At 51.1% G+C, this 22749-nt stretch carries 30 protein-coding genes; 10 read left to right on the forward strand and 20 right to left on the reverse strand.

The annotated features are described in order from the left end of the window. Positions 1-18 precede the first annotated feature (18 nt). Complete coding sequence (locus tag DWZ67_RS14815; RefSeq protein WP_005824061.1) at positions 19-987, reverse strand: M23 family metallopeptidase; 969 nt, start codon at positions 985-987, stop codon at positions 19-21. 171 nt (positions 988-1158) lie between these two features. Between DWZ67_RS14815 and alaS the strand changes: the two genes are divergently transcribed. Beyond that, positions 1159-3777 (forward strand): alanine--tRNA ligase, encoded by a 2619-nt coding sequence (gene alaS, locus DWZ67_RS14820; protein WP_120139197.1) that lies wholly within the window; start codon positions 1159-1161, stop codon positions 3775-3777. A gap of 446 nt (positions 3778-4223) precedes the next feature. On the opposite strand, the gene DWZ67_RS14825 is transcribed toward alaS, so the two are convergent. Next, positions 4224-4385, reverse strand: a complete 162-nt coding sequence (locus DWZ67_RS14825; RefSeq protein ID WP_165852478.1) for a hypothetical protein — start codon at positions 4383-4385, stop codon at positions 4224-4226. A 454-nt stretch (positions 4386-4839) separates the two neighbouring features. Between DWZ67_RS14825 and DWZ67_RS14835 the strand changes: the two genes are divergently transcribed. From DWZ67_RS14835 to DWZ67_RS14875, 9 genes are all read left to right on the forward strand, one after another. Next, a complete protein-coding gene (locus tag DWZ67_RS14835; protein ID WP_120139199.1) occupies positions 4840-5055 on the forward strand; it encodes a hypothetical protein in 216 nt (71 codons plus the stop codon). A 12-nt stretch (positions 5056-5067) separates the two neighbouring features. Further along, entirely contained in the window at positions 5068-5289 is a 222-nt protein-coding gene (locus tag DWZ67_RS14840) for a hypothetical protein (RefSeq protein ID WP_120139201.1), read from the forward strand. A 12-nt stretch (positions 5290-5301) separates the two neighbouring features. Further along, entirely contained in the window at positions 5302-5730 is a 429-nt protein-coding gene (locus tag DWZ67_RS14845; protein ID WP_120139203.1) for a PcfK-like family protein, read from the forward strand. Further along, complete coding sequence (locus DWZ67_RS14850; RefSeq protein WP_120139205.1) at positions 5727-7010, forward strand: PcfJ domain-containing protein; 1284 nt, start codon at positions 5727-5729, stop codon at positions 7008-7010. The genes DWZ67_RS14845 and DWZ67_RS14850 overlap by 4 nt, the downstream gene beginning before the upstream one ends. Before the next feature lie 24 nt (positions 7011-7034). Next, a complete protein-coding gene (locus DWZ67_RS14855; RefSeq protein WP_120139207.1) occupies positions 7035-7292 on the forward strand; it encodes a hypothetical protein in 258 nt (85 codons plus the stop codon). A gap of 18 nt (positions 7293-7310) precedes the next feature. Beyond that, positions 7311-7541, forward strand: coding sequence for a DUF3873 domain-containing protein (locus tag DWZ67_RS14860; protein ID WP_023056920.1), 231 nt, complete (start codon positions 7311-7313; stop codon positions 7539-7541). Further along, positions 7481-7786 carry a DUF6956 domain-containing protein gene (locus DWZ67_RS14865; protein ID WP_165852482.1) on the forward strand — a complete coding sequence of 102 codons (306 nt, stop codon included), beginning with the start codon at positions 7481-7483 and terminating at the stop codon, positions 7784-7786. The genes DWZ67_RS14860 and DWZ67_RS14865 overlap by 61 nt, the downstream gene beginning before the upstream one ends. A gap of 53 nt (positions 7787-7839) precedes the next feature. After that, positions 7840-8148: a hypothetical protein gene (locus DWZ67_RS14870; protein WP_008645427.1), complete on the forward strand. Its 309-nt coding sequence runs from the start codon at positions 7840-7842 to the stop codon at positions 8146-8148. 117 nt (positions 8149-8265) lie between these two features. Next, positions 8266-8487 (forward strand): hypothetical protein, encoded by a 222-nt coding sequence (locus DWZ67_RS14875; RefSeq protein ID WP_120139211.1) that lies wholly within the window; start codon positions 8266-8268, stop codon positions 8485-8487. Between the two features lie 43 nt (positions 8488-8530). Here DWZ67_RS14875 and DWZ67_RS14880 read toward each other — a convergent pair whose 3' ends face one another. The 18 genes from DWZ67_RS14880 to DWZ67_RS14965 all read right to left on the reverse strand — a co-directional run bounded on the left by DWZ67_RS14880 (position 8531) and on the right by DWZ67_RS14965 (position 22749). Further along, complete coding sequence (locus DWZ67_RS14880; RefSeq protein WP_120139213.1) at positions 8531-9514, reverse strand: phage exclusion protein Lit family protein; 984 nt, start codon at positions 9512-9514, stop codon at positions 8531-8533. Between the two features lie 91 nt (positions 9515-9605). Continuing rightward, a complete protein-coding gene (locus tag DWZ67_RS14885) occupies positions 9606-10133 on the reverse strand; it encodes a glycoside hydrolase family protein (RefSeq protein WP_120139215.1) in 528 nt (175 codons plus the stop codon). Continuing rightward, entirely contained in the window at positions 10130-10636 is a 507-nt protein-coding gene (locus DWZ67_RS14890) for a DUF3872 domain-containing protein (protein ID WP_120139217.1), read from the reverse strand. The genes DWZ67_RS14885 and DWZ67_RS14890 overlap by 4 nt, the downstream gene beginning before the upstream one ends. 18 nt (positions 10637-10654) lie before the next feature. After that, a complete protein-coding gene (locus DWZ67_RS14895) occupies positions 10655-11533 on the reverse strand; it encodes a toprim domain-containing protein (protein ID WP_120139219.1) in 879 nt (292 codons plus the stop codon). 8 nt (positions 11534-11541) lie between these two features. Further along, entirely contained in the window at positions 11542-12117 is a 576-nt protein-coding gene (locus DWZ67_RS14900; protein WP_120139221.1) for a conjugal transfer protein TraO, read from the reverse strand. 2 nt (positions 12118-12119) lie between these two features. Continuing rightward, positions 12120-13178: a conjugative transposon protein TraN gene (traN, locus tag DWZ67_RS14905; protein ID WP_120139223.1), complete on the reverse strand. Its 1059-nt coding sequence runs from the start codon at positions 13176-13178 to the stop codon at positions 12120-12122. 70 nt (positions 13179-13248) lie between these two features. Beyond that, positions 13249-14604: a conjugative transposon protein TraM gene (gene traM / locus DWZ67_RS14910; protein ID WP_120139225.1), complete on the reverse strand. Its 1356-nt coding sequence runs from the start codon at positions 14602-14604 to the stop codon at positions 13249-13251. Then, on the reverse strand, positions 14585-14893 hold the full coding sequence (locus DWZ67_RS14915; protein WP_120139227.1) for a TraL conjugative transposon family protein: 309 nt from the start codon (positions 14891-14893) through the stop codon (positions 14585-14587). Before DWZ67_RS14915 ends, traM begins: the two co-directional genes overlap by 20 nt. Before the next feature lie 5 nt (positions 14894-14898). Then, complete coding sequence (gene traK / locus DWZ67_RS14920; RefSeq protein WP_004308925.1) at positions 14899-15522, reverse strand: conjugative transposon protein TraK; 624 nt, start codon at positions 15520-15522, stop codon at positions 14899-14901. A gap of 205 nt (positions 15523-15727) precedes the next feature. Next, positions 15728-16732: a conjugative transposon protein TraJ gene (gene traJ, locus DWZ67_RS14925; RefSeq protein WP_120139229.1), complete on the reverse strand. Its 1005-nt coding sequence runs from the start codon at positions 16730-16732 to the stop codon at positions 15728-15730. 3 nt (positions 16733-16735) lie between these two features. Continuing rightward, entirely contained in the window at positions 16736-17365 is a 630-nt protein-coding gene (locus DWZ67_RS14930; RefSeq protein ID WP_120139231.1) for a DUF4141 domain-containing protein, read from the reverse strand. Positions 17366-17391: 26 nt separating this feature from the next. Next, positions 17392-17775, reverse strand: coding sequence for a DUF3876 domain-containing protein (locus DWZ67_RS14935; protein ID WP_187367636.1), 384 nt, complete (start codon positions 17773-17775; stop codon positions 17392-17394). A 44-nt stretch (positions 17776-17819) separates the two neighbouring features. Continuing rightward, the gene (locus DWZ67_RS14940) at positions 17820-20324 is read right to left on the reverse strand and encodes a TraG family conjugative transposon ATPase (protein WP_120139234.1); all 2505 of its coding nucleotides are present in this window, start codon (positions 20322-20324) and stop codon (positions 17820-17822) included. Next, the gene (locus tag DWZ67_RS14945; RefSeq protein WP_084824243.1) at positions 20321-20653 is read right to left on the reverse strand and encodes a DUF4133 domain-containing protein; all 333 of its coding nucleotides are present in this window, start codon (positions 20651-20653) and stop codon (positions 20321-20323) included. The genes DWZ67_RS14940 and DWZ67_RS14945 overlap by 4 nt, the downstream gene beginning before the upstream one ends. A 10-nt stretch (positions 20654-20663) precedes the next feature. Further along, entirely contained in the window at positions 20664-20975 is a 312-nt protein-coding gene (locus DWZ67_RS14950) for a DUF4134 domain-containing protein (protein WP_004311205.1), read from the reverse strand. Positions 20976-21176: 201 nt separating this feature from the next. Beyond that, a complete protein-coding gene (locus tag DWZ67_RS14955; protein ID WP_005827331.1) occupies positions 21177-21917 on the reverse strand; it encodes a hypothetical protein in 741 nt (246 codons plus the stop codon). After that, positions 21914-22303: a DUF3408 domain-containing protein gene (locus tag DWZ67_RS14960; protein ID WP_287647342.1), complete on the reverse strand. Its 390-nt coding sequence runs from the start codon at positions 22301-22303 to the stop codon at positions 21914-21916. The genes DWZ67_RS14955 and DWZ67_RS14960 overlap by 4 nt, the downstream gene beginning before the upstream one ends. Continuing rightward, positions 22300-22749, reverse strand: a complete 450-nt coding sequence (locus tag DWZ67_RS14965) for a DUF3408 domain-containing protein (protein WP_004311202.1) — start codon at positions 22747-22749, stop codon at positions 22300-22302. Before DWZ67_RS14965 ends, DWZ67_RS14960 begins: the two co-directional genes overlap by 4 nt.

Consider the following 22749-nt stretch of genomic DNA (forward strand, 5'->3'; position numbering starts at 1 on the left):
TTCTCTATAAATCATCCGTCAATCAAGCACCTTACCATGGTTCGCCGCAATCTGTATCATGCGGTCATAATCCTCGGCACTGAGATCCATGAAGTAGTAGTTGACGGGATTCACAACTTTTCCCTTAACGTGTACTTCGTAGTGCAAGTGCGGACCAGTACTCTTGCCCGTACTGCCTACCCCGCCAATGACCTCACCACGTACCACTTTCTTGCCCAACTTCGTCCGGAAATCGCGCAAGTGTGCATACACCGTCTGATAACCGAAGCCGTGGTCTATCACAATTCTGTTGCCATAGCCCGATTGCCAGCCCATCTGCACCACGGTGCCATCTCCCGTGGCATAGACATCCGTGCCCTGGGGAGCCGAAAAGTCCATACCCTCATGGAACTTGCTGGTACCATAAATGGGGTCGATACGCGTACCGTAACCCGAAGCGGTCTTACGGAGGTCTTTATTGGAAACCGGCTGTATGGCAGGAATGCAGCGCAGCATTTCATCATGATTCTTGCACATCTCCACCACATCGTCAAAGGAGCGGGACTGGATATAGAGCTGCTTGCTAATCATGTCCATTTTCTGCGTAGTATTGATAACCAGGTCGGAGTTTGCCATATCCATCAGATGCTCATAGCGGTTGGTGCCGCCATATCCAGCCTGACGGATGGCAGAAGGAATAGGGTCGGCCATGAAAATCACCCGGTACAGATTGTCATCACGCTGCTGTATGTCTTGCAGCACTCCCATAGCCTCGTCCAGCCGGCGGGAGAGGACGTTGTACTGCGCCTGCAGTTTGCTGTTCTCCTTTCGCAACTCCTTCTCCGACGGAGAGCCGAAGATAAGCAGCAATACGATGAAACTGCCCGCACCCAGCCCCATACCGATGAACAAACGGCGGAGAATGCTCAGCGCCCGCTGCCTCACGGTAGGATAAATACGGTCGTACGTCTGCGTCTGGGGATTATAAATGTAGTAAACTTTGCGCATCTTAGGAAATATTTCGCTTGTCAATGCGACAAAAGTAATAAAAACAAGCTATCTTTGCACAGTTTTTTCAAGAATATTAAGACTAAGTAGCAAGTAGTTAGTAGTAAGAAACGGGCAAAAAACGACAAGAGAAGGTAAATCAAATTAGAATCAGATAAATCAATAGAGAGTATGTTGACTGCAAACGAAATCAGAGACTCTTTCAAGAGTTTCTTCGAAAGTAAAGGTCACCAGATAGTGCCTTCGGCCCCGATGGTGATTAAGGATGACCCCACGTTGATGTTCACCAATGCGGGAATGAACCAGTTTAAAGATATCATTTTGGGCAACCACCCAGCGAAATACAAAAGAGTTGCTGACTCGCAGAAATGCCTTCGCGTAAGCGGAAAGCACAACGACCTGGAGGAAGTGGGTCACGATACCTACCACCACACCATGTTCGAGATGCTGGGCAACTGGTCGTTTGGCGACTACTTCAAGAAGGAAGCCATCTCCTGGGCATGGGAGTATCTGGTGGATGTATTGAAACTCGACCCCAAAGACCTCTACGCCACCGTATTCGAAGGTAGCGCCGAAGAAGGACTGGAACGCGACAACGAAGCCGCTTCTTACTGGGAGCAGTTCTTGCCGAAAGACCACATTCTGAATGGCAACAAACACGATAACTTCTGGGAAATGGGTGATACGGGACCGTGCGGTCCGTGTTCGGAAATCCATGTGGACTCCCGTTCGGAAGAAGAGAAGGCCAAAGTACCCGGCAGCCAGCTGGTGAACAAAGACCACCCGCAGGTGATTGAAATCTGGAACCTCGTGTTCATGCAGTTCAACCGCAAGGCGGACGGCAGCCTGGAAGGACTTCCCGCCAAGGTCATCGACACCGGCATGGGCTTCGAGCGACTGGTGCGCACACTGCAAGGAAAGACCTCCAACTACGACACCGACGTATTCCAACCGATACTGAAAGCCATCGGAGACATGGCAGGCAAGAAGTATGGCGAAGATGAGAAGTCGGACATCGCCATGCGTGTAATTGCCGACCACATCCGCACCATCGCCTTCTCCATCACCGACGGACAGCTTCCGAGCAATGCCAAGGCAGGTTACGTCATCCGTCGTATCCTCCGCCGTGCCGTGCGCTACGGTTACACGTTCCTCGGACAGAAGCAGGCATTCATGTACAAGCTCCTCCCCGTACTCATCGAGAACATGGGCGCCGCTTATCCCGAACTGGATGCACAGAAGGAACTGATCGCCAAAGTTATCAAGGAAGAAGAAGACTCCTTCCTCCGCACCCTGGAAACGGGTATCCGCCTGCTGGAAAAGACCATGGCAGACGCCAAATCCACCGGCAAGAACGAAATCAGCGGAAAGGATGCCTTTACCTTATATGATACCTTCGGTTTCCCGCTCGACTTGACGGAACTGATTCTCCGCGAAAACGGCATGACTGCCGACATCAAGGAGTTTGACGCCGAAATGCAGCAGCAGAAACAGCGTGCCCGCAATGCCGCCGCCATAGAGACCGGTGACTGGATTACGCTAAAGGAGGGTACTACCGAATTCGTAGGATATGACTATACGGAATACGAAACATCCATTCTGCGCTACCGCCAAGTGAAGCAGAAGAACCAAACCTTGTATCAGATTGTACTGGACAAGACTCCGTTCTATGCCGAAAGCGGCGGTCAGGTAGGTGACACCGGTGTATTGGTGAACGAGTTTGAAACCATCGAAGTGGTAGACACCAAGAAGGAGAACAACCTGCCTATCCACATCACCAAGAAGCTGCCCGAACACATGGAAGCTCCGATGATGGCATGCGTGGATACCGACAAGCGTGCCGCTTGTGCCGCCAACCACTCTGCCACCCACTTGCTGGATGCCGCGCTGCGCGAAGTATTGGGCGAGCACGTAGAGCAGAAGGGTTCTTTGGTTACGCCCGACTCCCTGCGTTTCGACTTCTCACACTTCCAGAAGGTGACGGACGAGGAAATCCGCCAGGTGGAACACATCGTTAATGCAAAGATTCGCGCCAACATACCTTTGAAGGAATACCGCAACATTCCTATCGAAGAAGCCAAGGAACTGGGCGCCATCGCTCTGTTCGGCGAGAAGTACGGCGACCATGTACGCGTTATCCAGTTCGGTTCTTCCGTAGAGTTCTGTGGAGGTACGCACGTGGCCGCTACCGGAAACATCGGTATGGTGAAGATTATCTCCGAAAGTTCCGTGGCTGCCGGTGTGCGCCGTATCGAAGCCTACACGGGTGCACGCGTGGAGGAACTGATGAACACCATCGAAGACACGCTGCGCGACTTGAAGGCACTCTTCAACAACGCACCCGACCTTGCCGGAACCATCCGTAAGTATATTGACGAAAACACCGGACTGAAGAAGCAGGTAGAGGACTTCATGAAAGAGAAAGAAGCACAGCTGAAGGAAAGACTGCTGAAGAACGTGCAGGAAGTCAATGGCGTCAAAGTCATCAAGTTCTGTGCTCCCCTGCCGGCAGAAACAGTGAAGAACATCGCCTTCCAGCTGCGTGGCCAGATTACGGAAAACCTGTTCTTCGTGGCAGGAACTGAAGCCGAAGGCAAGCCTATGCTGACCGTCATGCTGAGCGACAACCTCGTGGCAGGCGGACTGAAAGCCGGAAACCTGGTGAAAGAGGCCGCCAAGCTTATCCAAGGCGGTGGCGGTGGCCAGCCCCACTTTGCAACTGCCGGCGGCAAGAATGCTGACGGACTGAACGCTGCCATTGACAAAGTTTTGGAGTTGGCTGGACTGTAATCGAAAATAATCGGCGAAACACTTGACATCGCCTCTGCGATGTTGTATATTTGTCCATAGAAGTTACGAAAAGAGTGTAATTTATTGGAAATGAGCTTAGGTTAATTGCTCATAATAGTAATAGGTTACGATTTAGTTAGTTATCTGCTGCATTATTCTTCTGCGCGTTGCGTAACCTTCAAAGAACTCTTCGTATGCAAAAGTAACAATAAAACGGGAGATTTTGAAATGAATCTCCCTGATTTTTTCTTTATCATATACGTTTTTCCGTAAAAGCGATTTTATCCGTCGGCACACCATCGTCCAAAAGAATGTTGAACGAACGTGTGCCGACTACCGCATAAGCTGAGAAAAGGGCTTTGCCTCACGCCTAAACAACAGTTTAGACTGATGAGGCAAGGCCCATTTCTTTTATGCTTATGCCAAAGAGGAGCTTTTACGGTTTTTCAGATGATTTTTCTTTTTCGCTGTTCCTTTGAGCCGGAAGCGGAAAGCCGTGTATGACCGCTTGTCCATAAATGGAACAAGCCGTCACCCACAGCAGGCAAACCGGGAAGAATGATTTTATCTGCCCGCCCCGACACGTCTGACCGGACAGATAGAACCATACTTCCTTGCAGGTGGTTTGCCCGGTTTCACGCTACCGGCTATGTCCTTTTTTGGGGGGAGACCTCCTTTTTTCACGGATTTCTCTTTTGAAGTTTTCTGTCTAATCTGCCTCTACTTCCGTTTACCTCCATTTTCGCGCCTTTCAGTGGGTCGCATCAGGCAGTCATTTCCGTTCTGGGCGCAAAGGTAACTCCGGGATTTGACGGGAAAGCAAGGTCAAGCCTCCTGTTTTCGGGAAAAATCTCCAGCCCTGTGGGTAGTATTTTTCCCGAAAAACCTTGCATTCCCTAATCCCTACCTTTTTAAGCACCCGAAACGAAAACGACCGATGCGACAGAAAGACGCATTAAAAAAAATGTCGGATAAACGAGAGGCAGATAAGATAGTTTGAAACTCAACTCCCTCAGCTCTTGAATCCGCATTAAAAAACAAAAAATCAAAAACAGCAAAGATATGACAGCAACGGCAGATTTCAGACAAATGGCGCAATACATTGGACTTGCGATGTGCAGCTTAATCATGCGCACCGCCTTTTGGGTGTTCGGCATCATTTGGGGCATCGTCAGAGAGATAGTAAACGGAGTGTTCCGAGTGGCGATAGGTGTAATAGTGGCTATCCTTTCCACAATCGTCTTTTTCGGCTTCATCCTTTGGTTATTCACCCTTTAATCCTTAATCGACATGGCAAAGAGAAGAAGCAAGACAGTAGAGCAACAATGCAGATACTATGAGGTGGACAACATATTCGAGTACATGGTGGAAACATACATCAACGGCAATATATCCATGTTCCGTGAACTCTACCACGAACTGAACAAGGACGCACGGAAGGACTTTACAGACTTCCTTTTGAGCGAGGTTGAGCCGACATATTGGAGAGAGATACTGAAACAGACAATCTAAAGCGACAGCGATATGAAAACGACAGACCATTTCAAGAGAACGATACAGATGTATTTGGAGCAACGTGCAGCGGAAGATGCGCTCTTTGCGAAGAACTACCGCAACCCTGCCAAGAACATAGACGATTGTGTGACCTACATTCTGAACTATGTGCAGAAAAGCGGTTGCAACGGCTTCACGGACGGGGAGATATACGGACAAGCCGTACACTACTATGACGAGAACGAGATAGAGGTGGGCAAGCCTATCCAATGCCACATAGCCGTGAACCATGTGGTGGAACTCACCGCAGAGGAAAAGGCGGAAGCACGTCAGAAGGCTATCCGACAATACCAAGACGAGGAAGTCCGCAAGTTGCAGAACCGCAACAAGCCGAGAACCGCCACCAAAGTGACCATCCAAGAAATACAACAACCCTCATTATTTGATTTAGGCTTATGAAACCGAGAACACGCATACAGCAGGGAGTCGCACATCTGAGCAAGCGACTACCGAGATTGACTGCCACACAGAAGGCATACGCTTTCCGTCATTGCTTCAAGCATTATGCAATCAAGAGAGCGGACGGCACGAACATCTGTACCGAGTGCGGACATTCGTGGAAGAGCGACCACGACCTTGCAGACACCCTTTGCGGATGCACCTGCCCACATTGCGGTATGCAGTTGGAAGCGTTGCGCACCCGAAAGAGTGTTTTCAGCGAGAATGAATACTTCTCCATTGTCACCACCAGCAAGCAGTATCAAGTGATACGCTTCTTCTTCGTCAAGTCCCGATACAAGGCAGGGCAAGCAGCCGAGTATTCCATTTATGAAGTGGTGCAGAGGTGGATTTCGCCCAAAGGCACAACCACCACCGTTGCCCGACTTCGTGGTATGTCAATGTTGTATTACGACCAATGGGCGGAATACAGCGACATGGAGGTGCGCAAGAACAACGGACTTCACGCATACGATATAGCACCTATGTGTACCTATCCCCGACAGCGTTTCATCCCCGAACTGAAACGCAACGGCTTCAACGGGGACTATCATAACATCCTGCCGTATGACCTTTTCACGGCAATCCTTTCCGACAGCCGAGCAGAAACGCTCTTGAAGGCAGGGCAATACGCCATGTTGCGTCATTATATCCGCAGTTCCTTTGACATGGAGCTGTATTGGGCATCCGTCAAGATTTGCATCCGCAACGGCTACACCATTTCGGACGGCTCAATGTGGCGTGACACCATAGACCTGCTCCGTCATTTCGGCAAGGATACGAACAGCCCGAAGTACGTCTGCCCTACTGACCTCAAAGCGGAACACGACAAGTTGGTGGCAAAACGCAACCTGCAAAGGGAGCGTGAGCGGACGGAACAGCAACGGCGAAAGGCGATTGAGGACGAGAAGAACTATCTAAAAGCCAAAGGCATCTTCTTCGGACTTGTGTTCTCCGACAGCCTTATCTGCATCAAGGTCATAGAGAGCGTGGAAGAAATGGAAGAGGAAGGGCGGATAATGCACCATTGTGTGGGCGGTTATCACAACAAGGCAAACTCCCTTATCCTATCCGCTACCATTGACGGCAAACGGATTGAAACGATAGAAGTGTCACTGAAAACGCTGAAAGTGGTACAAAGCAGAGGGGTATGCAATTCCAATACCGAGTACCACGACCGCATCATCCGGCTTGTGGAGGACAATACCGAACTTATCCGTCAGCGGATGAACGCAGCATAATATCAACCTATAATAAAGAATAATATGGAAGTAAGATTTGAAAGCATGGTTTGCTTGTGGGACGATAAAATCCCCACGATGTTCCTTGAGTTTATGAACCTCCTCACTTTTTGTCAGAGTGAGGAGCAGTTAAGGGCAAGCGTAAAGGACTTTGCCGAGAAGCACGAACTTGACAAGTTCTTCCTTTACGGCTTCGGCTCACACCATTTCTACCTGCACCAACGCTATACGAGTAACCCCGAAATGGTGATGCAGAACAGAGTTTTGTCAGTACATTTCTAACCATCAAAAGCAACGATTATGGCAACACGAATGACCATCAACGGAGTAAGCACCTGCACGAAAGCAGGGACAGAGAAATACGAGAAGTTCCAAACGGGTATCGGCAGACGCAAGCGGACACTTGTGCAATACGACTACCGCCACACGGACGGGGAATTATTCTCTTGTGTGAAACCCACGTTGGACGAGTGCCGAACCGCACGGGACAAGTGGCTGACGGCAAAAAGAGGAAAGGAGGACAAGCGATGAACGAATCAGGTTACCAAACGCTGATAGTCAAGTTCAGCAAGCCCATCACGGAATTGGACGGCATCTTTGACGATGCCGAAGCGTGGGGAGTTGAAACCCTTAAAGGATGGGTAGAGGACTATGAGAGCAGTCGGTTTACCGCTATTGACACCCACACGGCAGTCATAACGAGCGAGTACAATATGGAGTGTGTGAAAACATGGTTGGAAAGGAACACCTCCATAGCCGAGAAAACAGAATTTTGAACATTCGGGCGGTGTCCGCACCGCCCGAACATAACACCCAAAGAAGAATGAATATGATAGCAAAGACAATTTTGGAGCAGATAGGTGGCAGACGCTTTGCCGCCATGACGGGAAGCAAAGACTTCATAGACATGGGCAACGGCTTACGCATGAGCCTTGCGAGGAACAAAACGAGTGCCAACCGCCTTGACATCATCTATGATGCAGGGGCAGACCTCTACAATATGCGCTTCTACCGCAGGACGTTCAGCAAAAAGACATTCGAGTGCAAGACGAAAGACATCGAAACGCACGAGGGGATATATTGCGATATGCTGGAGGAAATGTTCACGATGGTGACGGGGCTTTACACCCGTTTTTGAGAGGTGGGCGGCGAAAGCCGCCTACTTTCTTTCAGTGAGCATGATGGCGGACAAAGAAAGTAGCAAAGAAACCTTTGTCCCAATCTTCGATAGTATTCACAAAAACAAGTTTTAATCATGGAAACAATCAGACAAAACGGAAAAATCATCTTGCACAGCAATGACGAAACAAGCATAAAGATGATTTTCAAAAACCTCACGGGCAGAAATTTTCAAGGTCAGGAATATGTGGAGTATATCCGGCATATCGCAATCGGGGACAAGGGATTTTCTCCCGGCATTATCGAGCATTGCAAGGATGATGAGGTAATCGGTAAAGGAACAATCCCGAATGTATGAAAGTGGAAACTCCGATGAAGTTGCGGTTTCATCGGAGTTTTAGCTATATATCCCAATCCGGTTTTACAATTTTTGGATAACGTTGTTGTCTAACAGTCTTCAACTTTGCCATATAAAATAAATAAATCTCCTTATATGAGCCAAATCCGGGCTGTTGCATATCCTCTTTGATGGATAAACCACCAAATACAAGTAACCATAATTTTACAGCAACTCCTAAGTATCCCCAAAGTGGATCCATTTCATGTAAATCCAGTTTAGCGACTAAATTTTCTATTCGGACATCCATATCTGGATGAGTTCCACCACCAGAAATAGAATCTTCACCCATCAATAAAAGGGCTGCTAATACAGTTGCAACTCCCGCCTTATATGTATTTCCCCACGCAGAATCATATTCAGTTTGAATAAAACTAATTGCTGTATCATCAGCGTCAATTTCATCATCTACAGTATGGGAAAGTGTCTGCTGTATTTGTGTATGACCTAAATAATTATGTGAAAATTCGTGGGCATATATAAATGCTATTGCAGCGCAATATACGCCATTCGCATGATTTATAATATTTTCAAATTGTTGGGGATTACAGATATTGGGAGTAACCCAATACACATCCCTATTGAAGTTATGCAATAATTGACGTCCCCTAAAAAAGCAATCATTGGCATACTCTACATCAACCATATTGGGTTTATATCTATTTTTGTTTATGCCAACTGCGTTCATCATTGGAATATGTATGACATTCTCAAAATAAGCAGTAAGATAGATACAAACCGACCATAAATATTGGCAAAAGTTTTCGTTGATATATATATGGTTTAATCCATCACTATCTTTTTTAATTTCCGCAACGTCACTAATAGCTTTTCCTTCTCTTATAAAAGTAAATCGGCGGGAAAAGTTATTGATATTGCAATCATCTTTTATAGCATCTAATAACTCAAAAACTTTTTCAATACATTGAATAGCATCATCAGATAACTGTTCAACAGGTAAAAAATAGATTTCTTTCGGTTCTTTCATTTTACGGAATTTAGTATGCAAAGGTAATGTGTTTATTTGGACTGGATGCAAAAATTCCTTGCGATATTGTTTGTCGCAAGGAATTTCAGTATTATGGAATATACAGCAGCGCAAACTCAGCCTTTCTCCGTTTAAGCAGCATGGCGTGCCGTTTTCCCTTGTAGTTGCAGAAAGCGATATACTCCCGATAAATATTTCTGTCGCCCGCCTCCAACTTTCGGATCAGCGTGCTTTTGGGTATCTTCCCGCTTCCCAACAGACGGTACGGACCGACATTGTAGGCAAGCGTGGCAAGCAGGAGTGAATCCTTCCCGAACTGCCGAAACATCGCGCAGAACTTCCGCAGGTCTTTACGAAGAAGCGCGTCCGCCTGCCGCTTCGTCATGGTACGTGCCGAATACCTTTCGCCCGGTTGCAACCGATGTCCATACCCTACATACGGGTGATGTTTTTCCGAGTGCCAGCCTTCAAAATACTTCGTGCATCGCACAGCCCTCTCAAATGGCGGCAACCGATAGATAGCAGCCTGCCCGTCCGTTCCCTCATGGCGGCTGTCCCGTGCGGACACGGAACAGACCGCCAGAAGCGAACAGAGGATAGCCATGAATACACGCATCATCGTGTAAGGGGCTTGAAGTTGCCGATGGGGACAACAGAGATAGTCCCGTCATCCTTCACGTTTCGGTTGTTGAAGTCAAATTCCAACTCGTAGGAGTTGCTGAAATTGTCCTCCACCACCACGATGAAGTTGTGCGCCTCGTCACCTTGCGCCGTGTAGTACAGCCGGAACTTCTCGTTTTCGAGCAGGTAGCGGTCGTTGGGCAGGAACGTGATGCCGTTGTCCATTTTCAACGTGCCTTCTCCCTCGAACTGGAAATATCGGATGGTATAGAGGGTGTTGGCGTAATCGCCCGTCTTTTTCAACTCACAGCGGATTTCAACCGTCTGTCCCTTCGTAACCTTGTTAGGCACGGGCATGGTTTCCACCGTGAAGGGATAGGATTGCTGGATGTCCATGTCATCGTCACACGACACGAGCGTGAGTGATACAGCGGCGAACAGGCAGAGTGCCAACGCCTTGAAGATTGATGTTCTCTTGTTCTTGTTGTTCAGTATGTTCATTGTCTTTTGATTTTTAAGTTATTGTTCTTTTTTCGTTGCCAGTTGCAGATACTCGTTCAAGTCCTTGCAACCGTCATAGAGGGCGGAACGGTCGCAGACACGTCCGCCATAACGTTCTTTCAGCGTTTCTAATGTCCGCCCTCCGGCTGCGTCATGGTCGAGATAACAGTCTATGCACCCGTAGCCGTCCAGATACCTCATTGCCTTTTCCACGTTGGCAACAGAGTTCAATACGAGGCAGTCACCCTTTTCCAATCCGAGCGTGGCAGCAGAAAGAAAGTCCATGAAGCCTTCAAAAACGCTGCACACGTCAGCCGGAGAGCCTTCCGCCTTGACCAGCGACACATCTTTCGGAGGCACGCATCCTTTGAAGAAACGGCTGCGGATTTCATATCCGCCTGCCACGTTCGGAAAACCGACTGCAAAATATCGTTTGCCACGCACTCCGTAATTCAGTCGGCAGCAGTAGCGTGATGCGACAACGTAAGGAATGCCCCGTTCCGCCAGATAGTCTGTCAGTGGAGAACGAAGCAGTGGGACGGCTTCCACTCCTTCAAAGGCAGGTTCGGATGGTTTAGGCAGGAAAGTCGGTTTACTCACTTCGGGAACAGGCATAGGCATATTGGCGGTTTCCGCTATGAACTTCACTTGTTCCATGAAGTCGTTGCTTCCGATAAACTCTCCGGCAAGCGTAAAGATGTCGCCACCTTTGCCCAGACCGAAGTCGTACCAGAGCTGTTTCGCCACGTTCACACGGAAAGAGGGCGTGCGCTCATTGCGATATGGCGCACGATACCACAATTCGTTGCCGCTTCTTCGGACAGGCTCATGTCCCAGCCGTGCGAGGAAGTCCACAAGGGGTATCTGCCGCATGGCGTCGATTTCCGTCCGTTCCATGCGGTGCGTTAGTTAATGATGAACTTGATGCCCACGCCCCACTGCGTATGAAACTTCCTCGTGTCGCCACCCCACAGGCAACGCTCCCGGAGGTTGGCGAGCAGGGCGATACGGTCTGCCACGTAAAACTCCACATCGAGCGTCAGCGCACCGCCGTAGATGAAGGCGTCCCGGTCATGGAGCGTGGAGCCGTCATGCAACACCTTTTCGCCCCAGTTCACCGATTCATATCCGGCAAGAGCCGAAGCACCTGCATAGACAAACACGATTTTACGGGCATCGGAGAGTATTTTGAAGTAGTAGCCGCCCTCCGCCGTGAACTGTGCCACGGGTATCTTTCCATCCTTGTAAGGGTTGTTCTTCAACAGGTATTCGCCGCCGAACACCCATTTGTTCCCCTTTTTCGTGTAGGTGGAGAGAGCCGCCCCGAAACTGTACCCGCCGTCGTTGCCGCCGGGATTGAAGCAGTCCGCCATGTTCGCCCTAATCTCGATGCCCTGCATCTTCGGCAGGCATCGCTGGGCGTGCGCCTGCCCCGTAAACAGGGCAAGCGACGCGATGATTATTGCGATGTACTTTCTCATGGTCAGCGCACTTGAAGTTCGTTGATGGTATTGGCACGTACCAAGTCCTCGTTCTCAATCACGAAAGACTGGTGACGACCCCCGTTCTTCTCGTTGAGTTCCACCACGAGGCATTTATCGTCGGGGATAGTGAACTTCGCCATCGTGAATACTGTGCGCTCGCTCTTCTTGCCTGGCACGAGTGTGGCGTAATTCTGCGCACGGAGCGGCAGGATGATCTGCTCCTGTACGGCGGTACGCTTCGCTACCTTCTTGTCCACGATTTTCCATGTGATGTAGTCCACGTCGAAAGGCACGTTGCTTTGGTTCTTTATCTCCGTGTGGAAATAGAGCAAACCATTATGCGTGTAGATACCTTTCAGCAGATACTGGATGCCGAATCGCTTGCAGCCGATGTGCTTCACCTCGCGCTTGTTCTGCTTGTGGATGGACTTCATGATAAGGCGTACCAGCATCGGGCTTTCGCTGCCCAGTTCCTTCAGATAGATTTCCTGCGCATTATTCGGGCGGTTCACCTTCTCGCCGTCATGGATGAAGTCGCACATCTCCACATTGAGCAGCAACGGTTCGGAGGCATATTTCACGTTGAAGGTATAGAAACTCCCGTCCTCCGTTATCACGGACATATTGGTTTCGTTCGGGAAGTTCCTCACGGTCGCCTTCACGCGGATGACGTTCTCCGCTCCATCGGCTTTGCCCGCAATCAGGTCGGGCGAACCTAAATCGACGTAACGAACCTCCGAGGGAAAAATGACGTGGACGGTCTTGTCGTAGGTCACTTCCAAGCCGTGCGGAGGGACCATGCGGTCAAAGGTCAGCTTCTTTGTCAGCCCGTGATACAGGTCGCCGTCCGCCTCCTTCTGCGGATAGACCTCCTTTGTCAAGGTCGGTTGTTGGCTTTGCCTTCCTCCTCCTTGCGAGGCATAGTCAAGCGAGCTTGCCTCTGCTCTCGCTTCGTTCGTCGGTTCACTTCCGTTGTCCGCTCCAACGGTTACGTTCTCCTGCGCGTTGGCAGTTACGATGCCCATAGCGAGGGCAAACATGATGATTACTTTTTTCATTCTACTTTGGATTTTAGTGGTAAATAAAATTTGGTTGTTGTTTCTGTGAGTCGTTGATTGTTATTGTTTTTCAATCTCTATCCTGATAAAGCATGACCTTATATCCGGCTTTCAGATGCACCTTGACGGTACGCATCTTCTTGGCGATATACTGGCTCGTGCCTTGTATCAGCCCCTTGCCCAAATCGGAGGCGAGCTGCGCCCCGGCGTTGGTGGATATATTGATGCTGCTGCCCAGCGAGCCGCCCATGTTGGCGGCAACCTCCCTGACGGCATTCATCTCCATCGAGTTGGGAATGAAGATGCCGCGTTGTCCATCCGTGTCATACACCGCCAGTTCCACCGGTATGATCGTACCTGCGTACTCCAGCGAAGTAATTTCAATATCGAGCCGTTCGCCCTGAATCTTTGCCATGCCTACCACCACCGCATTACGGGGGATAATTTTGTCCGCCACCGCCATTGGCTCCAGCAGCCGGAGTTTGACAGCTTGCCCGTCCGTCACACTCTGCGCCCCATAGATGCATGCCGAAATGGTATTTTTGTCTGATACGGTCGTGACCCCCACCGCCGTATTGAAACTGCGGTTACGCTCCTGCGAGAAGGAGGCGACAAACTCGGCGTTGCTCATCGGCTGTGAGAGCGAGGATACAACCTGATGCGTCACCTGCCTGACAGGTGCAGCGGTGTTCTTTCCGGCTTTCTGCACAGGGTAAGGCTCTGCCGCCTGTCCAACAGGTGGCTGTGTGCCGTTCTGCCCGCCCATGTACTTCGCCGCCAGCTCGTAGGACTTCTCCATGAGTGCCACTTGGTCATCCATAGCGGACGCCTTGCCCTTCTCGCTTTCCAATTCCGATTCCAGCGAGGCGATGCGCTCCAACAGTTCGTCCATTTCCGCGTTGTCGTTCTTCGGCTGCTCGTAGAAGTTGCCGAGCGTGGCATTGAGGTCGCGGTAGGCGGCTGCGGAGGATTGGATGGTTTTCGGAGCGGATGATGTTGCTGTTGCATCTTCCGCATTTCCGGGATTGGCAAGGTCGAAGTCCCTGCCGCCGTCCGCTTCCGCCACCTCGCGGTCGAACATATCGCCCAGCTCCTGCATGGCGCGGCTGCGGTTTTCCTGCCGTTCCTCCATCGCCCCCTGTTCGTAGGCTTTCGCCTTGTCGCCGATGATCTGGCGGTTCGCCTTGTCGGCATCGGGCATTTCGATGTTGTAACCACCCGTTCCCGGTTGCTGCTCCTTGTCGGAAGACGGGGCGAATATCAGCCACATCACCCCGATAAATACCAGCACCATAGCGGGCAGTACTATCATTTTCTGACGTTTCAGCCTTTGGGCTTCGGTCAGCGGCTTGCGCTCCTTCTTCGGTTTCCCGTTGTCGGGAGCCGCCGTGTTCTCGTTTTTAGGTTCATTCTTCGTCTGCTCCATATAAATAAGGTATTACATTATGATTGTTTTCCGGCTTTACGGATAGTTCCACCTGTCCGGCATGGTCTGTTACTATCCGGCTGCCGTCATTCCTGCCGATGTCATAGACGGCTTTGCCGAAGGTGTAGAGGGCAAGCATCGCGAAGGCGGCGAGCATCGCCAGCACGATGCGTTTGCGTGTCTTCGGGGGCAAACCGTCCAGATAGCCTTTGAGCCTTGCCACCAGCATTTTCTTTTTGTCGTGGAGCTTCCAGTACGCATGCCAAAATGATTTCCTGATTTTCTTCATGTCCGTTACCTTTTGATGGTTTGTAAATCCTTGTTCTCGATGATGGTGAATCCCTCGATGGTGAAACCGTTGGGATTGTCGTCCGAACGGGACGAGTTCAAGAGGCGGCACGTGGTCACGAGGCTGCGCTCGGTGACGTTGCTTTGCCGGATGATTTTCTGCGTGGCGTAGGTCACGGCACGGTAGGGATAGCCGTTGAAGTCGCACACCACGCTGTCCACTTTCAGCACTTGATTGATGTTCCCGGCGATGATGCGGTTGTAGTACCCCTTCTCGGCGAAGTCCGAATAGTAGTTGTACACGCTTTTGTCCGCTAATAGCAGGGCACGTTTCACGTTATGCTCTATCGCGCTCTTTTCGGGTGAGAGTGTGAAGAAAAGCTCGTGGAAGCGGCGCACGTGTTCCCTTGCCTCCGCCGGACGGTTCTGCGACAAGTCCTGTGAGAGAGCCAGCATCAGCGACTTGCCGTTGTCCAGCACGTAAATCTTTTCCCGTTGCCGCTCCGCAAAGCGGTAGGAACTCCACACGCTCCATACCGTTATCACGGCGCACAGCGAGAGGAAGACGATACCGAACAGGCGTATCTGCCTGAACGATGATTCGATGTTTTTGAGTGACTTAAATTCCATTGTTTGATTTTATTTTTCGGTTCTTAATCGTTTTGTCAATCGGATTAGTATGCGACCACTTGCTACATACGTATGTAATGGATTGCTGCATACGTATGTGATGAGCTGCTACATACGTATGTAATAGGCTACTGCATACGTATGTCGTGATGGGTTACATACGTATGTTGCTTTCAGGCGAATACCAATCTCGTAATCCATACCTTTATTTCAGCAGTTTCCCGGCACGTCCGACCATGTTGCCTGCGGCTGCACCCGCCACGCTGCCCGCCATGCTTCCGGCTCGTCCTGCCGTCTGGTTCACGTTGCGGCCGTAGCTTCCTATGCCGCCGGCTTGGATAATCCAGCCTGCCACCGTTGGGATGGTGAAGTAGCCGATGATGCCGATTATCATGAAGACGATGTACACCCCGTCGCTCGAATCCAGCGAGAAGTTCGGGTCAGCCTGCATCCGTTCGATGTCGCTTTGCAGCATCAGTACCTGTATCTTCGCCAGTATGGTGCTGAACATATCCGACACGGGCAGCCACAGATAAACCTGTATGTAACGGCATATCCATTGCGTGAGCGTGCTTTGGAAGCCGTCCCACACCGATATGGCGAAGGCTATCGGACCGAGTATCGCCAGCACCACGAGGAAGAACGTACGGATGGTATCTATCACGAGGGCGGCGGCTTGGAACATCAGTTCCAGTATCTCGCGGAAGAAGTCGCGGATGCCCTTCTTCATGTTGTACATCCCGCGCTCGATGTACATCCCCGCCATCGTCACCATGTCGCCGGGCGACCAGCCCAGTTCCTCCAGTTGCTTGTCAAACTCCTCGTTCGACACGAGGTAGGCGGTTTCGGGGTTGCGCATCATCGCCTCGTATTCCAGTTTGTCCTTCTGCTCACGGTATCGGTTCATGTCCAGCGTTTCCGCCTCCAGCATCTTTGCCGTACCCTGCACGACGGGCGACATGATGCTGTTTATCGTACCCAGTACCACCGTCGGAAAGAACATGATGCACAAGCCTATCGCAAACGGGCGGAGCATGGGGAACACGTCTATCGGTTCGGCTCTCGCCAGCGACTGCCACACCCGGTAGGCGACGTAGAACAGCGCACCCAGCCCGGCGATGCCTTTCGCCACGCCCGCCATGTCCCCGCATAGCGGCATCATCTGCTCGTAGAGCGAGCGCAGAATCTGGTGAAGGTTGTCAAAATTCATAGGCTACCAGTATCTTTCGTTCATGTTCCCGTACAGCCCCATGATGCGGTCGAGGTCGTTCTTCTTCTTTGCACGCAGGTAGCTCACGCTGATGTTCTTGTTGGTGTAGTAGCTCACGAGGTTGCGGTAACGCTTCATCTTGGAGTAGCAGCGTTCCACCACATCCATGCGCTCCTTGTCCGTCATGGAGAGCGTGGTGATGTTCACCACGTTCTTCAGTTCCGTCAGCACATCATTGGATTCCTCCAACAGCTTGGTGTAGCCGAAGGCGATGGCTCCCAGTTCCTCCACCGTGAAGTTGTCGTCACGCATCATCTTCTGGAAGCTGGTCACATAGGTGTCGGTAATGTCGCCCACCATCAGGATGGTCTGCTGCACCTTCCGGGCGTCCTTGACCAGATTGTTCACGGATTTGAGTGCATCGTAATACTTCTTGCCCTGCTCGTAAATCTTTACCGTCTCTTGAAAATTTTTTATCATATTCTGGGCGGTCGTGGAAGTGTGTACCACGTTCTTGGAGGTATTCACGATGCTCTGCGCGATGTTGGACGGGTCTATCACCGCCCACTGTGCGCTTGCCCTGCCCGCGAGGAACAGGCACAGGCAGATAATAAGTGTTATTCTTGTTCTCATGTTACTTTGGATTTTAGTGGTTATCGTTATTGTTCGCTTATCGGATGGTCTGGTTTCGGGTTCACGCGCACATAGTCCCCGTTCGGCGAGAAGGTCAGGATGTCCGTCGCCTCGTTGTAGGACACGTCGATACGGAATCCGGTGTTTATGAACAGGTTGCCGTTCTCCTCCTGCAAGAGATAGGTTTCCGGTTTCAGCTTACGGCGCAGACCGCTCCGCTTGAATACCGTCACCTTATAGGCTTCGCCCTCCTTGTAGATAAGCACGTCGGGCTTGCCCTCTACGCTTTCCCAGTTCCCGCAAAGCAGGTCACGGCGGTTGTCCGCTACATCGCAGGATTGCAGCACCATGACCGCCAGCCCGATTAAACACTTGCTGACTTGCAGCATTTTCGTTCTTGATATACTCATACGCATTTTCTTTTTTAGTTGATGAATCTGTTTTTACTTATTGCCTATTCCTTGTTTCTCCGTCTTTCGGCAAGCTGCCGGATGGCGGCTTCGATGTCACCGCCCAGCTGTTCCGCCAGACGGTACACCTCTACTTTTTCCGTTTCTTCGGTGGTGTACGCCAGATACTCTTCAGCACTAACTTCGGTGGCATAGACCGCCGACTGCGTGCCGCCCAGTCCGATCCAGACTTCCTTGTAGAGCCTTGACGGGTTGTTCGCCATGTTGATGGAGAGTATCTGCGACTTCTCCTTCTCCGTCAGCCCCAACAGGGACTGTATGGCATCAAACTTGTTCATGTACTTCCGCTGGTCGAGGAGTATCTTGCAGTCGGAATTGTTGATGATGCTCTCCTTGACCACGGGCGAGGAGATGATGTCGTCCACCTCCTGCGTCACCACGATTGCCTCCCCGTAATACTTGCGCACGGTCTTGTACATATAGCGCAGGTACTCAGCCATGTTCGCCGAAGATAGAGCCTTCCAAGCCTCTTCCACTATCAGCTGTTTCCTTACGCCTTTCAGACGGTGCATCTTGTTGATGAAGGCTTCCATGATGATGATGGTCACGACCGGGAAAAGTTCGCGATTTTCTTTTATACTGTCAATCTCGAAGACGATGAACCGCTTGCCGAGCAGGTCTATGTTCTCCGTGGAGTTGAGCAGGAAGTCGTAGCGTCCGCCCCGGTAATACTGCCGCATGGTGGTGAGCATATTGTCGATGTTGAAATCGGACTTCTCCACCTTTATCTCACGTTCCGCCAGTTCGCGGCGGTAGTCGTCACGCATATACTCGTAGAAGGTGTTGAACGAGGGGACGATGCTCCGGTCGGCCCTGATACGCTCGATATAGGCGTTCACCGCACTGCCCAGTTCGCCGCTTTCCGTCTTCGTCACTTTGTCGTCCTCCGACTTCCAGAGCGTCAGCAGCAATGTCTTGATGCTGTCCTTCTTCTCCACGTCGAACACGTAATCATCGGTGTAGAACGGGTTGAATGAAATCGGTTTCTCCTCCGTGTAGGTGAAGTACACGCCGTCCGCCCCGTTTGTCTTGCGCCGGATCATCTCGCACAAGCCCTGATAGGAGTTTCCCGTGTCCACCAATACCACGTGCGTACCCTGTTCGTAGTATTGCCTCACGAGGTGGTTCATGAAAAACGACTTGCCACTGCCCGAAGGACCCAACACGAACTTGTTGCGGTTGGTGGTGATGCCCCGCTTCATCGGCAGGTCGCTGATGTCGAGGTGCAACGGTTTTCCCGTGAGCCTGTCCACCATCTTGATGCCGAAGGGCGAGAGCGAATTGCGGTAGTTGGTTTCCTCCGTGAAGAGGCACACCGCCTGCTCGATGAAGGTGTGGAAACTCTCTTCCGCCGGGAAGTCCGCCGCGTTGCCGGGCATTGCCGCCCAGTAGAGTGTCGGGCAGTCGACGGTGTTGTGGCGGGGTACGCACTCCATGCTGGCGAGCTGGCTGCCTACATCGTTCTTGATATGCTTCAGCTCCTCCGCGTCATCGCTCCATGCCATGACGTTGAAATGCGCCCGTACCGAGGTCAGCCCGTAGGAATGGGCTTCGTTCAGGTACTGGTCTATCCACTCGCGGTTGATGCTGTTGCTCCTTGAATAGCGGGATAGCGACTGCATATTCCTCGCAGACTTCTCGAATTTTTGAAGGTTCTCTTCACTGTTGTCGATAATCACATACTGGTTGTAGATGTGGTTGCAGGAGAGCAGCAGCCCCACGGGGGAGGCGAAGGATAGGCGGCAGTCGCTTCGATCCGTAGAGAGTTTCTCGTAGCGGATGTCAGTCGCCACCTTTCCGGGCATATCCTCAGCATCGGAGAGGGTGTGCAGGCACAGGCGGTTGTCGCCGATGCGCATTTCTTTTGCCGAGAGGTCGATGTCCTGTAAGGTCGTGTCGCCTTCGGGCATGAGCGAGAAGTAACGCTCTATCAGTCCGGCGGACTTCTCCGTCCCGACAAGCTCGTCGGAGGAGAGGCGGCGCAGCCTGACAAAGCCGCTGTCGTTCATGATGCGCTCGAACTGTTCGGCAGCTTCCATGAACTTCCCGGCGGTTTCCTTGTCCAGCTCCTTCGGGATGATATGCCCACGGCACAGCGTGCTGAAGTTGCTCTGCATCCGGTTACGCTCCTTCGTCGTCTTGGTCAGGTAGAGATAGCAGGAATGTTTCAGGTACGGACGCTCGTTGAAGTGGCGTTCAAAGGAGCGGCTCAGAAAACTCATGTCGTCCTTCTGTAATTCCGGCTTGTAGCGTTCCTTGATGAACCAGTCCTGCTTATGTACGACGCAGAAGTCCGGCAGCACCTTGATTGCCTTGCACCAGCAGCCGTGTATCGCCTCATACTCCGCGCCCGTCACGGTGTAAAGCTCCGGCAGTTCCACCTCAAAAGCCACCGTGATGTCGGCGTCTTTGGAAATGATGCAGCCATGCTCCACCGCCAGCAGGGGGAACTTGTTTTCCAGTGTTGTCATTTTGGATGTATTTCTCATGTCGTTTCTTCCTTTCGTTGCCGTTTGAATAATCGGGTGATCCGCCGCCGGTTGATAAGGTATCGGGGATGGCTCCTTACCGCTCCCAACTTCATCAGCCCGTGTTCGCCGTACCGGGCGTTCAGCGCGAAGGTCTGCCATACGAGGACGGAAGACGATGCCGCGCCGAAGCCGATACATATCCACTGGTCGATGCCGACCATGTAGAGGATGACGAACAGGACGAAGAGAGCCAGCAGACCTCCGCAGAATATGAAGAGGTACTGAGCCTTCAAACCCTTGAACTCGACCGGACGACCGATACCCTTGTTTATCGGGTATTCAGCCATACATTGTTTATTAAAGGAAGAATGAGCGCAGGATAGTGGCGGCGACAATCAAGAAGATACAAGCCCCGAACCACGAGGCGGCGGTCTTCGAGGTGTCCGGGTCTCCGGACGAGAATTTTCCGTACACTTTCACGCCACCGATAAGCCCGACTACCGCGCCGATGGCGTAGATTAATTTCGTGCCGGGGTCGAAATACGAACTCACCATAGAGGTGGCTTCGTTGATGCCAGCCAGACCGTTTCCCTGTGCGAAAGCGGAGGCGGTTGCGGCAATCATAAGTGCCGCAGCGATGATTAACTTTTGTCTGATGTTCTTGTTCATAAACTGTTCTTTTTTGTGCCGTCCAAAGGGTGGATAGTCCTTTTTCGGGCGGTTGATACTTGATTACTTTACTTTGGTTTTAGTGGTTGCCCGTTTGTTTCTACGGACTTGGGGCTGTCCGTTGCGGGTTCGCTGTACCTTGTACCGCCGTGCGCGTGGGTGTCGTCATTTTACGTTTTCATTTCCATTCTTTTTTAGTTGTTATACATAGTTTCGGAAGTCGAACTCCTCGATGTTGTCGGGAATCACGAACACCTTTTCCTTTTGTTGTGTCACGGTCATGTTCACCGTGTCCACGAAAACTGCCATCGCCTTTGCAAGCCTCTCGCTCATTGCTTCATCGGTCAGGCGTTCCGTTATTCTTGTGAAAAGCTCTGTCCCGTCCAGTTCCGTCATGACCTTTCCGGCGTGTCGCATTTCCTCATCGGATGGTGATTCCTTCCGTATGGTGTGTACTGCCATGTCAATATCCTCGAAGCTACTTCCCGAAGCCTGCTTTTTGTCTGGTTCTTCATCCTCCGGTTCATCTTCTCCGTACTCCAGTTCCGAGGGCGGGATGCTCGTGAAGGTTTCATCGAGTTTGTCCTCCGGTACTTGTGTCGGGCGTGAGACGGTTTCCGTGTTTCCGTCGTCAAAAGTAGCCTCTTCCTCCGACAGCTCAATGCCTTTTTCCGAAGTGGCGGCTTCTTGCGTCGGTATGGCAGCGGTTGTCCGGGTCGATGCCATCTTGAAACGGCTCTTGCCAATGATGTCCGAGGTGTCTGCGTGAGGTATTTCCTTATCCTTTCCTTGCTCTGCCACCGTACTGTCCAATGACCGCCACAGCCCGGCAATATGTCTGAAGAAACGGATGAGCTTCGTGTCCATGATGCGGTCATAGAACAGCAGAAACAGAAACCACACGTTGCAAGCAACCGATACGATTAAAAACGCCTTTGTCATAATCTTACTTTTTGGGCGTTTTCAATCTGTTCCATGTACTGCTGCCCGTATTGTCGGAAATGGTCGCGGAGGATGTTATCCACAAACTTGCCGATGCTCAAACCGTTTCCCATCCGACTGGTAACGATAGCGACTTTCTCATGAATTTCTCGGCTGATGTATATACATTGCCGCGTTTTGATTTCCGATGCTTGCAGGAAAGTCGAGAGCGGTTTGTCTCTGCCTTTATCCTTGCGGAAGTCAACGTCGGTATTTTCCTGCCCGTAGTCGGTTACACACTTTGCTGCACGGACAGCGGTTCTTTCACTCTTTCCTGTTTGCAGATACTCAGCCTGACGGTTCTTATTTGTTCTTTTCATACTTCTTTGTTGTTTTTGAGTGTTTATAAATTATAGGATTCCATGTGCCGTTTGAACGATTCGGCTATCTCGTCTTGGAACAGCGTGAAATGGTGTGTCAGCACGTTGTCAAGAAATGCCGCGATAGTCACTTCGTTGCCTCCGATTACATGAAGCATCTTCTGTATGCGGTCGTGGTACTCCTTGCGGATATAGACCTGCTTGCCGAGCCTTGCCGTGATATTGGAACCGCATATGAATACTGTGTCATAATCCAATTTTTCCGGCTTGCTGTTCCTGCGCCTGCGTTCCGGCTCCTCTTTGGAGTGCGAGGCGGGTGGAGAAACGGCTTCTTGTATCGCTTCTTTCGGAGGTGGGACAGGAGCGTTCCCGTCCGTGCTTCTCGCTTCCGGCGGAATGCTTGTATCGTCCAGTCGAAATGAGTTGATTACGGCTTCGCTGTCGATGTCCTCGATTCTTGTTTTCTTTGCCAT

It is taken from the genome of Bacteroides sp. AF34-31BH (genome assembly GCF_003602795.1).
Lineage (GTDB): Bacteria > Bacteroidota > Bacteroidia > Bacteroidales > Bacteroidaceae > Bacteroides > Bacteroides uniformis.